We start from the raw sequence: 12,535 nt of genomic DNA, 5'->3' as shown, positions 1-12,535 counted from the left end.
TGTGGAAGTTTTTATTTATTGGAAAGGGGAGAGACTCTTTATGAGTCCATGTTGTCAATAATGCCATTCTACTCGTGATATATAGCTATCCTTACTTGTAAAATTACCATGAAGAGGGAAAATCTTTTTATGAAAAGTGCTATTTTATAAATGCTCTGGTCATTGAGCATGTGCGTCTTTCCTTAAAAAGCGACAAGTAAAATCATCCTATTATTTATTCTCTCCCCATGTTGGATTGTTTGTGTTTTGAGATAGTATTTCATTTACCTTTATGTTTTTTTATTCATAGGTCGCTATTTCTGAGGTGTAAGAGAATGGTGTTGTTTGATTTACCATGAATAGGTTTGAAATGAGAAAAAATTACGATATTGTAGCCTTTTATTTAAGTTAAAAATGATAAATAACTATTATAAATCAATGTATTATAATTATTTGGGGGCAATTGGATAAGATCTGTTCATCTTTTACAGTGGCCTGTTTTTTTCGTAGGGTGATAAAATAGCGGGAACGAAATAGATGAGAATATGCGCATTGTGCTTGACTTTTGTTCCTATAAACAAATCTTTATAGGAAAGTTTAGGGAGTAATTATGAAAAAAAGTGCAAGTTTAGATGCAATGATTGTGATGCTGAAAGCGGTTGCAGAAGTGAGTCATTTACGTGTTCTCAGACTCTTAAATCATGAAGATTTAACAATCCCTGATTTTATTTTTATTCTTGATCAGTCGCAAGCGTGTATATCACGACATTTGTGTTTATTATACGAAGCACGATTGATTGAACGTTATCAGAAGGGAGGTTGTCTTTATTTTAAGCTTTGTCATGATTTTTGGGGTAAGGATATTGTGATGAGCATTCTTTTGACTTTGCTAAAACATGACATGTTGTTAGCGCACGATTTAGAACGTTTGAAGAATGTCAAAAAGCAGCGTCAAAAAACGAGGAAGAAGCATTTCTTACAAAATACGTCGCAATGGGATGTCTTGCGATCGTCCTATGTGGCAGACCAGGGTGTGGAAAATGCTTTACTTAAAATCGTGGGTGATAAGCCATTGCAGACGATGCTGAATATTGGAATGGGGGGAGATTCTCTCTTAAAATTATTTTCTGATCTTTATACGCATGCGGTTGAAGTTGTGCTTGATCGTGATGTTTTGCATTTGCCTTTTGGAGAGACGACTTTTGATTTAGTCATCCTTCATTGGGTTTTACATTTTCTTGAAAACCCTGAAGAAGTTCTTCATAAGATATCAGGTGTTTTGCGTCCTCATGGGCGTTTATTGATTGTGGATTTTTGTGATCATAAAGTTCAGTCTTCACATTCTGATCAAGCGCCTATGCATTTTGGATTTTCAGCTTCACAAATAGAACAATGGCTTAAAAATGCGGGACTTGTTTTAGAGCAAACAATTTGTCTTACTCCTATACAAAGTAAAAACAGTGAGTCGTGTGTAGTGACAATTTGGCTTGCTCATGATCCGCGTTTATTGGTTGATGATATTCAAGATAAACAAATCGATTTTGCATAAATCGCGTTTGTTAATGTGCTGTATTCTCAGATTTCTCTAAATAACATATAGGGATGTATTGGCTATTGTAAGGTAGTTTATCGTTATTGGGAATGATTATAGGGTATGATTCGAAATAAATACCTTCAGAGGTTTCATTTTTTTTCGTAAGCTATTTCAATTCTTTATTGATGCTAGCAGTCAAGAGATTTGACAATATTTTTAAAGGGTCATTTTCAGAAATTTTCATGAAGATAGATAAGACTTTTTCTCTCTAATTTATTGTTTTTATTGAAATAATTCATATGTTCTTTTGAACAGGTGTTTCTGCTTTTATTGTATAAGGCTTAAAGACGACATTTTTCTTTTGTGGTGATCGCTGCTGGGCAAGTGATTCTGCTGATTCTATTTTTTATAGGGCGAATATATACAGATTATTTATTTTTTAATGATGATCATCAGAGCTGTAAAAGAAATTATTATAAAAATTATAATGGTTGTAGATTCTGATTGACGCTTATAGAAATAAAATTGCTTCAAATTGGTGCATTTTGAATTTTTTTTGCCTAAATTTCACCATTTTTAAACAATTTATAATTCTTTTGTGTTTTTTTGCGTAGGAGATGATAAGAATTTCTTGTTGTTTAAAGCATTTTATTCCATAGCAAGGATATTGCATCGGCTATCTTAGTGGTTGATGCGAGAAGACGATCGGGGAACCTCCTCCCCCCCCCCGCGTGGATCCCCTAGATTGTCTGGCCTGACTGAGGATTTCCTCAGTCAGGTTTTTTGTAAATTGTTTTTAAGGCTTGGTAAGGTGTTTTCAGGGGTCTTAAAAGGTGTAAAATTTATTATTACGTAGCATGTAGTTCTGGGGGGATAAGAGTTCGTTGAGTGGTTAGTGTTATCGTATTCATTTTCAATAATGAGAGTTTTTCTTTATTGAAAAATCGTTGAATGCTATAAAGAGAATCTGTGTTTGATTTTATGATCTTTAGGTAAGGGATAATGGGATTTTTCTCCAGTCGTATTGCTTTTATTTTATTTATATTTCTTATTTTTGGTGTGAGTATTTTCGCTTCTCGCAGCGTTATGGTTCATAAGTTTCTTTTTGGCTATGTATCTTCTTCTCATCAGGTTGAGGTGACAGAGGCGTTGTTGCTAGAGAGATGGGCGATGGCTTTTCCAGATATTATCGTGCAGCTTTCTAAGATGAGTCCTCAGCAGCAAGAGCTGTTTATTGAGCAAGTGCGTCGCGATGCGGTTTCATTTGCTTCTGAAAGTGGTCAGAGTCGTGAAGAAGCTCACAAGTTTGGAGAAACTGTTGCTATGGCTCTCTCAAAGGCAATGTCTCGTCCTTCCATGGCAAATGCTTATTTTTAACTGTTTTTTTAAATGCGCTTTTGAGTTTTGTTTTAGGAGCGAAGCTTTTTGTAAAGTTTTGAAGAGCACGAGGGAAATAATCAGAACATAAGGATAAGGTTGCGATCATTACAAGAGTGATCGCAAGTTTATTGAGGGTACTTCAGGTTAACTGCATTATCAATGGCTACAATGACAAAGGAATAAAAAAACAGCTTATATTTTTTAGAAAAGCAAAGATATGAATTGTTATAACAAAACATGTTAAGCCGATTTTAGGATGTTTATTCATTGGTATGATTTGTAAAGATAAGGTGCAAGACTGATAAGATGCCAATCTGGAATTAAGTAAAAAATATTTAGATGAGGAGGAGAGATCCATTTTCCTGCAAAGGGCTTTTTTGGGGGGTATTTTCGAGAATTTAAAAAATAGACAAAAATAATCGTTAAGCTTTGTTTTAGAAATAAAGAGGAATATGATTTTTTCTAAGATATTGTTTTATAAGGGTCATTTATCCTTTTATATGTGAAATGAGAATCACAAATATTGTGGAATTCTCTTGTTTTCAATCTGTTAAAGAAATTAAAATCAGTTTTTTACACAACACAAAGCAAGGAGCTTTTGTGGATAAAAGCCCTTTTTAGAAAAAAGTAAAAAGCTTCTTTGAGTTATCTCAAAGACCAAAGGCTGTTGCCATATTTTGAATTGGTAAAGAGTATGAGGGTTTTGGTATATTTATGAGCTTTTTATGCACGATGGTGGAATGAGGGATTGGTTTTGGTTAATGGTTTATTGAGGATAAAGAGTGTTGCGGTCATTCATTGGCGTGTGAGAAGCATGGATAACGGTTTTTATTTTTTGTGAAACTTTTGCGATATCGAGGCTCTCCAGTAAAGATGATTCTGTCTCTATTGCTTTGTGGAATTGATCTCAATAAAGAATTTAATCATCATCTGTAAAAAAATATTATGTCTATTTAAATTTCCATCTTTGTACTCTAAAAATTTTTAGTACAAAAGCAATAACAGCAATGGATCGAGTATATCATTTTATTAAATATGTTATAAGATTAACTATAGTTTCTTTATTTTTTTTATTTTATGATATAGGGCAATCTATAATTTGTGCATAAAAGAGATTTTCTTTTGATACAGAATTTTATTTTGAAATTGTCTTAGTATTTCCTTTTTCAAGCCGTTCTTTTGCTTTCTTTTTTTGTACAATACGCTTGCAAACTATTTGCGGATAGAATTTGAGAATGTTGTGAAGAGAAAGAAAATGCAATTTTTAAAAATCTTGTTAAGTACAGCGTGTGCTGTATTTTTTATATTTGATATAAACTGGACTCATAGTGCCTTAAATATTGCGGATTCAAAAGAAGGCTCAGTGATTGTTGCTTCTAAGACACCTGCACGTCCTTATGAGTTTCTTATTCAGAAACTTGCAACAAAGCATAATGTTCCCGTTAATTTAGCTCATGCTGTTGTAAAAGTTGAAAGTAATTATAGGGCAAGCATAAAAGGGGCAGCGGGCGAAATAGGTTTGATGCAAATAAAACCTTCTACGGCGCGAGGGTTGGGCTTTAGTGGTTCTATAAAAGATTTGTACGATCCTGCGACCAATCTTGAATATGGTATGCGTTATTTGGCGCGGGCCTATAAGCTCAGTGGTGGAAGTACGTGTGGTACAATTCTTAAATATAACGCAGGTCATGCTGCAAAAAAAATGAATTCCATTTCGGCGAAATATTGCGCAAAAGTGAAAATGTATTTAGCTTCATTAAAATAACAGCAAAATAACAACGTCTTTTAAAAGGGATTGGCTATAAAATATTTTAAGATGCTATTTTCACGGAGCAGAAAATGTTTTATAAGTTAATACGTCAGTCGGCTGGGCAGCCGCGCTTGTCCAATGCTGAAAAACGACAGGTGAGGAAAGTCCGGGCTCCATGGAAAGACGGTGCCGGGTAACACCCGGCGGGGGTGACCCTAGGGAAAGTGCCACAGAAAGTAAACCGCCTATTTTTATAGGTAAGGGTGAAAGGGTGGAGTAAGAGCCCACCGCGCATTCAGTAATGAATGTGGCAAGGTAAACCCCACCGGGAGCAAGACCAAATAGAAATGACGTGCAAGATTTAATTTGCAGCCGATTTCCGGGCGAGTCATTCGGGTAGGTTGCACGAGGCGGATGGTAACATCCGTCCCAGATGAATGGTTGCCATGTAAAGTATGAGCTTTACTATACAGAACCCGGCTTATAGGCCGACTGATATTTCATGATGATCCGTGTATTTTACACGTTCGATGACGTATGGGCTTTTATGAAGTTTGTGTTTGAAATGGGCACTTGAATAAAGAGTGTTTTAAAAAATTATAACATTTCTTTAAGTATAATACGTTAGGATGTGTCTTGGGATAACCTTAGCTTTTTTCGTTCATAGTTATTAATATGAAAGTTGAGGGTTGGGTTATTCTGATATTGGTTGCTATGAGAGAGCTGTTGATTTGAAACAGCATAACTTCAAGACGGATTATTTTGACAAAACAGGATCAAAGAGCTGAACGCCATATTCCAGTGTTGTTGCAGCCAGTTTTGGCTGGGCTTATGCCATTGGTTGGAGCAAAAGTGATTGATGGCACCTTTGGAGCTGGTGGTTATACGTGCGCCTTGTTAAAGGCAGGGGCACAAGTGATTGCTCTTGATCGTGATCCGCATGCTATTGGTGCCGGTCAACCCCTCGTTGATGAATTTTTTCCACGACTTCGTTTGGTCCATATGGAATTTTCACAGCTCGATCGTGTCGTTGAAGAGAAGGTGGATGCGGTTATTTTGGATATTGGTGTCTCTTCAATGCAGCTTGATGAAGCAGAAAGAGGCTTTTCTTTTCAAAAAGATGGTCCCTTGGATATGCGAATGGCACAGACGGGTTTTACAGCGAGCGATGTTATAAATCATTTAAAAGCAAGGGATTTAGCGCGTATTTTTAAGATCTTAGGAGAAGAGCGTTATGCAGGGCGAATTGCACGAATGATTGAAAAACGTCGTGTTATTCAGCCTTTTTTGCGTACAGGTGATCTTGCGCATGCCATTGAGGTATTGGTTGGGCGTAAGCCAGGAGATCGTATTCATCCTGCAACACGTGTATTTCAGGCTCTTCGTATCTATGTTAATGATGAAATTGGTGAATTAGCGCGTGGTTTATTTGCTGCTGAACGCGTTTTAAAAGCTGGAGGCCGTTTGGGGGTTGTCAGTTTTCATTCTCTTGAAGATCGTATGGTTAAAAGATTTTTTGTCTCTCGTTCTGGAGAAGGTATGAGATCACGCCATTTACCTGAAATAAAGCATTCTCCAGCAACATTTTTCCCTTTGTTTAAAGGGGGAATAACGGCAAATAAAGAGGAATTACAGCAGAATCCTCGTTCACGTTCTGCAAGATTGCGTATGGGGGTGCGGACTGATGCAGAAGCTCTTGGGGAAGATATGAAATTATTTGGTTTAGCAGAGATTGCCGGTTTTGAAAGTGGCAAGAAATGACAGTTTTCCGTACATTTGATATGATTTTAGTGATGATTATGATTTGTATGGCAGGCCTTACTTATAAAGTAAAATATGATGTTCAAAAACGTATGAGTGAGGTTCGTCATCTTGAGCATGAAATTGCTGCAGCAAAAAATACGGTGAGTTTGCTTCATGCTGAGTGGGCTGTCATGATAAGGCCTTCACGCATGCAAAAACTTGCAAAACGTTATCAAAAACAACTTGGGTTAGAGGTTATACAGCCGCATCAAATTGTGGAGCTTAAAGATATTCCGGTACGAGAACACGATCCAATTGAAGAAATAATTAAACAAAATATCTTGGAAGATCATCAGGATATTTTGGCAAATAATCGGGCTTCTCAAGTCAATCGCGTTGTTCAAAAAGGCGCACAGCAATGAAATCGTCCTTTTTATTCTCAGAGAAAAAAAAGTGCTTAAAGGATTCGTTGAATCATCATCATGTTTCTGTTCGTCGTTCGTACTCTAGTCGTCCACGTTTACTTTTTTCTTTGTTCTGCTTTTTAATTTTATATGGCATCATGGGAGCTTGCCTGATTTCTTACGGGCTGGAAGGTGGACAGATTGAAGAAGCAAAGGGACCAAGCATTCTGCAATTGACGGCACGGCCTGATATTGTTGATCGTAATGGTCGTTTATTAGCAACAGATATTAAAACCTATTCACTTTTTGCTGAGCCACGGCGTATTATTGATGTGGATGAAACAATTGAATTGCTTTCAACAGTTTTGCCTGATCTCAATTGGCAGGAGACTTATAAGCGTTTAAAAAGAAAAACCGGTTTTTCTTGGATACAGCGTGGGTTAACACCCATGCAGAAAACGCAAATTATGGCTCTTGGTATTCCAGGAATTGGTTTTCGGACTGAAATTCGTCGTTTTTATCCCGATGGACCTATAACTTCCCATATTCTCGGCATGGTCAATGTGGATAATCAGGGCATTGCAGGTATGGAAAAATATATTGATGATACGGGGTTGAGTGCTCTGCGTGCTGCTGGTCTTGCCGTGGAAGAATCATTAAAACAATTTCAGCTTTCGATTGATGTGCGACTTCAGGCAATTGTTCATGATGAACTTATTCAGGCTATGAAGCGTTATAAGGCAATTGCTGCAGGCGCTGTTATTTTAAATATACACACGGGGGAAATTTTGGCTTTGGCATCACTCCCAGATTTTGATCCTGGAAATCCTATTGAAGCTTTAAAAAGTGATCGTCTTAATCGGATGACAGCTGGAACCTTTGAAATGGGATCGATCATTAAAAGTTTTACGACCGCTATGGCTCTTGATTCCGATATTTTTCATTTAAACAGTGTTATTGATGTTTCAAAACCTATAAAAGCAAGTAGTGGCTATACGATTCATGATTTTCATGGAAAAAATCGTCCCTTAACGTTATGGGAGGTTTTTATTTATTCTTCCAACATTGGTTCTGCTAAAGAGGCATTAGCGATAGGGATTGATAAACATCGCAGTTTTTTGCAAAAACTTGGGCTTTTGGATCGTCTTACAACAGAATTGCCTGAAGTTGCCCATCCTATTGTGCCTCATCATTGGAAGGATATCCATTCTATGACAATTTCTTTTGGGCATGGTATGGCAACAACACCCTTACAAACAGCCGTTGGGGCTGCTGCTTTAATGAATGGTGGTTGGTTGATTACGCCGACATTTTTAAAACGGACAAAAGAACAAACTTTGCATCATGCAAAACAGGTTTTGAAGGCCAAAACAAGTCAAAATATGCGTTACCTTTATAAATTAAATAGTGATATTGGGTCTGGACGTAATGCAAAAGTAGAAGGCTATCGAGTGGGCGGAAAAACAGGAACAGCTGAGAAAGTTGAAAATGGAAAATATTCTAAAACAAAAAATTTCAATAGTTTTCTGGCTGCTTTTCCGATTGATGATCCTGCTTATGTTGTTTTAACAATTATTGATGAACCTAAGCCAGAGGAAGGAAAACATTCTGCAACAGCAGGGATGAATGCTGGACCAATGCTTGCAAATATTGTTCGTCGTTCAGCCAGTTTTCTTGGTGTAAAGCCGGATTTTAAAAAAGAATATGAGCCTCTTTTAGGTAAAAAGAACCATTCAAATTTCGTTAAACAGCGGTAAAATGAATATAAAGGTGCGTCGTTATGTTGTTTGGAACAGTTTTTACAGAATGTCTTGAAGATCAGAAGCTTTCTTCAATGGAAATAACAGGGATCAGTGCAGATTCTCGACAAGTCTTGCCGGGCTATGTTTTTGTCGCTGTTCAAGGAAAACAAGGGGATGGAAGAGACTATATCAATGATGCGATAAAGCGGGGCGCACGTGCAATCGTTATGGATTGCGAGGCTGTTCTTGAGGATTTATCTGTTCCAATTTTACGTGTTTCTAATGTTCGTCATAGTCTTGCATTGGCCGCTGCCCGTTTTTACGGTTCTCAGCCTGAAACGGTTGTGGCTGTGACCGGTACAAGTGGTAAAACATCTGTTGTCTCTTTTCTTAGGCAAATTTGGACTCATGTTGGATTGTGTGCTGCCAGTATAGGAACAGTTGGTGTTGTTTCTCCTCACCGTAATGATTATGGTTCTCTTACAACACCTGATCCGGTTGTCTTGCACCGTCTTCTTTGTGAAATTTCTTATGAAGGTGTGACTCATGTAGCTCTTGAAGCTTCTTCACATGGGCTTGATCAAGGACGCCTTGATGGAGTCCGTTTAACAGCTGGTGCCTTTACCAATTTAGGGCGAGATCACATGGATTATCACAGGTGTGTAGAGAATTATTTGCGGGCTAAAATGAGGTTGTTTGATACACTTTTGCCTGTATCTGCTTCTGCTTTGATTTTTGCTGATGATGTCTATTCACAAAAAGTTATTGATGCTGTTACACAAGTGCGCCGCCATGTCTTGACAATTGGACGTAAGGGACAATTTATCACAATTAATCGCGTTGAACATCAACGCTCAAAACAGTGTATCGAATGTCGTGTGGAAAATAAGATTTATACATTTGATTTGCCTTTAGCTGGAGATTTTCAGGTGGCCAATGCACTTGTGGCGGCAGGGCTTGCTCTTGCAACAGGACTTTCTCCTGATAAGGTTTTTTCTGCACTTGAAACTTTGCAGGGGGCACCTGGTCGGTTAGAGTTTGTGGGAAAGACAGAAAATAATGCGCCTGTTTATATTGATTATGCGCATAAACCAGAAGCTTTGGAGCAGGTTTTGCTGTCTGTTCGTCCTTTTACGCAAGGACGTTTGGTTGTTGTTTTTGGTTGTGGAGGAGATCGAGATCAAGGAAAAAGAGCTTTGATGGGAAAAATTGCAGCGGATAAAGCGGATATTGTTATTGTAACGGATGATAATCCGCGCACAGAAATACCAGAAAAAATACGCAAGGATATTTTGCAGGCGGTCCCAACAGCCATAGAGATAGCAGATCGTGGTGAAGCTATTTCTTATGCGGTGGGGCTTTTGAAAGCTGGTGATACCCTCATCATTGCTGGAAAAGGTCATGAAGATGGCCAAATTATAGGGCAGACAACTTATCCTTTTTCAGATCGTCTGAAAGCGATAGGAGCTCTAGAGGACCGGAGGAGATGACAGCTTTATGGGATAAACAAGCACTTGTTGCGGCCATTGATGGTATTGTAATGGGAAGCGTACCAGAAACTTTTCCTGGTGTTTCCATTGATAGTCGTACTCTTGCAGAAGGCGATATTTTTTTCTGTATTAAGGGGCATCATCTTGATGGTCATGATTTCGCTGCGCAAGCTTATGCACGAGGTGCAGGCGTTCTTATTGTGGCAGAACATCATTTGAAGGATATGGAAAAGATATCGGCTCCATTGATTGTTGTTCCTGATGTTTTGCAAGCCCTAGAAAAACTTGGGAAAGCCGCACGCAAGCGTTCAAGGGCTAAAATTATCGCGATAACAGGATCAGTGGGAAAAACAACAACAAAAGAAGTTTTAAAACAAGTCCTTGCAACGACTGGGAACGTTCATGCCAATCTTGCTTCTTTAAATAATTGCTGGGGGGTTCCGCTTACTTTAGCGCGGATGCCGATGGAAAGTGATTATGGTATCTTTGAAATTGGCATGAATCATAGAGATGAAATTCGCCCTCTGGTTAAACTGGTTTGTCCGCATGTTGCTCTCATTACGCATATTTGTGCGGGACATTTGGGTTTTTTCAAGGATCTTGAAGAAATAGCGGAGGCAAAAGCTGAAATTTTTGAAGGATTGGATGAGGAAGGCATTGCCATTTTAAATGCAGATAGTGATTTTTTTTCTTATCTCGTTCAAAAAGCAAAGCAATGCGGTGTGAAAAAGATCTTAAGCTTTGGTGAGGTTGAAAATGCTGATTATCAGGCGCGGGATATACGTCTTTTAACCGATTGTTCTTCTATGATGGTGCGCATTGGAGGACAGGATAGGGAGATCCAAATTGGTGCTCCTGGACGCCATATTGTGCAAAATAGTTTAGCTGTTCTTGCGGCTTGTGATGCCATTGGTGTTGATTTAGACCCTATTGTGCTTTCTTTGAGCCATTTTTCTTCTCAAAAAGGGCGGGGTGTCCGTTATCGGTTGTCTGTATCGAATGGCGGCGAATTTTATCTCATTGATGAAAGCTATAATGCTAATCCCGCATCTATGCGTGCGGCTCTTGGGCTTCTTGCGACAGGACCAGTTGGGGCAGGGGGGCGGCGAATTGCTGTTTTAGGGGATATGTTAGAGTTAGGGGAGTATAGTGAAAAGCTTCATCGTGATTTAATAAAGCCAATACGTCTTTCTGGTGCTAATCCCGTTTTTTTATTTGGTGAAGCGATGAAGTCCTTGGTCAGTGATTTATCTGCGGATGTTGAGGTTTATTATGCTGAAAATATTGAGAAAATTTTACCGCTTCTTTTGGAAGAAATTTCTTCTGGGGATCTCTTGATGATTAAATCATCCAATAGCCTTTGTTCATCAAATATTGTGACGGCATTGCTTGAGCGCTATAAAGCGGTTTCTTCATAGTTTTAAGAGGTTTTTTGTCCCATGATGCTGTTTTTTTCTTCATTGAGTGATTGGCTTCCAGGTGTGAATGTTTTTCGCTACATTACTTTTCGCACGATAGCAGCGATGCTGACTTCGGGACTCATTGTTTTTTTGTTTGGACCTAGCATCATTGCTTCTCTTAAGTTGCGGCAGGGAAAAGGGCAACCAATTCGTGCCGATGGTCCTCAAACACATTTTAAAAAGGCTGGAACACCTACAATGGGTGGATTGATGATTTTAACCGGCATTGTTGTATCGGCATTTTTGTGGTGTAATTTATCGAATATTTATTTTTGGGTATCGCTCTTGGTTATGCTTTCTTTTGGAGTCATTGGATTTTATGATGATTATCTTAAGGTCACAAAACAAACAGACAAAGGATTTTCTGGGAAAGCACGGCTAAGCTTGGAGTTTGTTGCTGCAGCAATTGCTGCTTTTATCATCTTGCAAATTGGCTCATCTGGATTCGCTTTGCCTTTTTTGAAAGATTATCTTATCAATTTGGGCTGGTTTTTTATTCCTTTTTCTGCTTTTGTCATTGTTGCGACGGGGAATGCAGTTAATTTGACCGATGGACTTGATGGGCTTGCGATTGTTCCTGTGATGGTTGCGGCTTTATCTTTTGCTCTGATTGCTTATCTTTGTGGTAATATGAATTTTGCTGATTACCTCCAAATACACTATGTATCGGGAACAGGTGAACTGGCCGTTTTATTGGGTGCTGTTGTAGGGGCAGGGCTTGGATTTTTATGGTTTAATGCACCACCTGCTGCTATTTTTATGGGGGATACTGGTTCGTTGGCTCTTGGAGGTCTATTGGGGACTGTTGCGGTTGCTACAAAGCATGAAATTGTTTTGGCTCTTATTGGTGGGCTGTTTGTTGTGGAAGCTTTTTCGGTCATTATTCAGGTTGGTTATTTCAAATTGACAAGAAAACGCGTGTTTCTTATGGCGCCAATCCATCATCATTTTGAGAAAAAAGGCTGGACTGAAAGCCAAGTGGTGATACGTTTCTGGATTATTTCAATTGTTCTTGCTCTCATTGGTCTTTCAACACTTAAATTGCGGTGAGAT

9 protein-coding genes and 1 other RNA gene are annotated in these 12,535 nt (G+C 38.5%); all 10 read left to right on the top strand.

Features of this window, described 5'->3' with window-relative positions; translation table 11 throughout:
• Window positions 1–589 precede the first annotated feature (589 nt).
• Window positions 590–1,528: a methyltransferase domain-containing protein gene (locus NNJ85_RS05950; RefSeq protein ID WP_254474377.1), complete on the top strand. Its 939-nt coding sequence runs from the start codon at window positions 590–592 to the stop codon at window positions 1,526–1,528.
• A gap of 987 nt (window positions 1,529–2,515) precedes the next feature.
• The gene (locus NNJ85_RS05945; protein ID WP_254474375.1) at window positions 2,516–2,890 is read left to right on the top strand and encodes a hypothetical protein; all 375 of its coding nucleotides are present in this window, start codon (window positions 2,516–2,518) and stop codon (window positions 2,888–2,890) included.
• A 1,258-nt stretch (window positions 2,891–4,148) separates the two neighbouring features.
• A complete protein-coding gene (locus NNJ85_RS05940) occupies window positions 4,149–4,658 on the top strand; it encodes a lytic transglycosylase domain-containing protein (RefSeq protein ID WP_254474374.1) in 510 nt (169 codons plus the stop codon).
• A gap of 94 nt (window positions 4,659–4,752) precedes the next feature.
• Window positions 4,753–5,143: RNase P RNA component class A (rnpB, locus tag NNJ85_RS05935), an RNA gene on the top strand.
• Between the two features lie 262 nt (window positions 5,144–5,405).
• Window positions 5,406–6,404, top strand: a complete 999-nt coding sequence (rsmH, locus tag NNJ85_RS05930; RefSeq protein WP_254474371.1) for a 16S rRNA (cytosine(1402)-N(4))-methyltransferase RsmH — start codon at window positions 5,406–5,408, stop codon at window positions 6,402–6,404.
• Window positions 6,401–6,808, top strand: coding sequence for a hypothetical protein (locus NNJ85_RS05925; protein ID WP_005775192.1), 408 nt, complete (start codon window positions 6,401–6,403; stop codon window positions 6,806–6,808). The genes rsmH and NNJ85_RS05925 overlap by 4 nt, the downstream gene beginning before the upstream one ends.
• Window positions 6,805–8,547: a penicillin-binding protein 2 gene (locus NNJ85_RS05920; RefSeq protein WP_254474369.1), complete on the top strand. Its 1,743-nt coding sequence runs from the start codon at window positions 6,805–6,807 to the stop codon at window positions 8,545–8,547. The genes NNJ85_RS05925 and NNJ85_RS05920 overlap by 4 nt, the downstream gene beginning before the upstream one ends.
• Window positions 8,548–8,570: 23 nt before the next feature.
• The gene (locus NNJ85_RS05915) at window positions 8,571–10,022 is read left to right on the top strand and encodes a UDP-N-acetylmuramoyl-L-alanyl-D-glutamate--2,6-diaminopimelate ligase (RefSeq protein WP_254474367.1); all 1,452 of its coding nucleotides are present in this window, start codon (window positions 8,571–8,573) and stop codon (window positions 10,020–10,022) included.
• Window positions 10,019–11,440: a UDP-N-acetylmuramoylalanyl-D-glutamyl-2,6-diaminopimelate--D-alanyl-D-alanine ligase gene (locus tag NNJ85_RS05910; protein ID WP_254474366.1), complete on the top strand. Its 1,422-nt coding sequence runs from the start codon at window positions 10,019–10,021 to the stop codon at window positions 11,438–11,440. The genes NNJ85_RS05915 and NNJ85_RS05910 overlap by 4 nt, the downstream gene beginning before the upstream one ends.
• A gap of 21 nt (window positions 11,441–11,461) precedes the next feature.
• The gene (mraY, locus tag NNJ85_RS05905) at window positions 11,462–12,532 is read left to right on the top strand and encodes a phospho-N-acetylmuramoyl-pentapeptide-transferase (RefSeq protein WP_254474364.1); all 1,071 of its coding nucleotides are present in this window, start codon (window positions 11,462–11,464) and stop codon (window positions 12,530–12,532) included.
• Window positions 12,533–12,535 lie beyond the last annotated feature (3 nt).

The organism is Bartonella sp. B1098, assembly GCF_944896145.1.
Taxonomy (GTDB): domain Bacteria; phylum Pseudomonadota; class Alphaproteobacteria; order Rhizobiales; family Rhizobiaceae; genus Bartonella.
Note: the sequence above shows the minus strand (reverse complement) of the source record. Positions and strands in the feature narration are given on the sequence as shown.

What these genes read in the sequence shown, in the direction of transcription:
- NNJ85_RS05950 (WP_254474377.1), top strand. Translation starts at nt 590, where the DNA reads ATGAAAAAAAGTGCAAGTTTAGATGCAATGATTGTGATGCTGAAAGCG.
- NNJ85_RS05945 (WP_254474375.1), top strand. Translation starts at nt 2,516, where the DNA reads ATGGGATTTTTCTCCAGTCGTATTGCTTTTATTTTATTTATATTTCTT.
- NNJ85_RS05940 (WP_254474374.1), top strand. Translation starts at nt 4,149, where the DNA reads ATGCAATTTTTAAAAATCTTGTTAAGTACAGCGTGTGCTGTATTTTTT.
- NNJ85_RS05925 (WP_005775192.1), top strand. Translation starts at nt 6,401, where the DNA reads ATGACAGTTTTCCGTACATTTGATATGATTTTAGTGATGATTATGATT.
- NNJ85_RS05920 (WP_254474369.1), top strand. Translation starts at nt 6,805, where the DNA reads ATGAAATCGTCCTTTTTATTCTCAGAGAAAAAAAAGTGCTTAAAGGAT.
- NNJ85_RS05915 (WP_254474367.1), top strand. Translation starts at nt 8,571, where the DNA reads ATGTTGTTTGGAACAGTTTTTACAGAATGTCTTGAAGATCAGAAGCTT.
- NNJ85_RS05910 (WP_254474366.1), top strand. Translation starts at nt 10,019, where the DNA reads ATGACAGCTTTATGGGATAAACAAGCACTTGTTGCGGCCATTGATGGT.
- mraY (WP_254474364.1), top strand. Translation starts at nt 11,462, where the DNA reads ATGATGCTGTTTTTTTCTTCATTGAGTGATTGGCTTCCAGGTGTGAAT.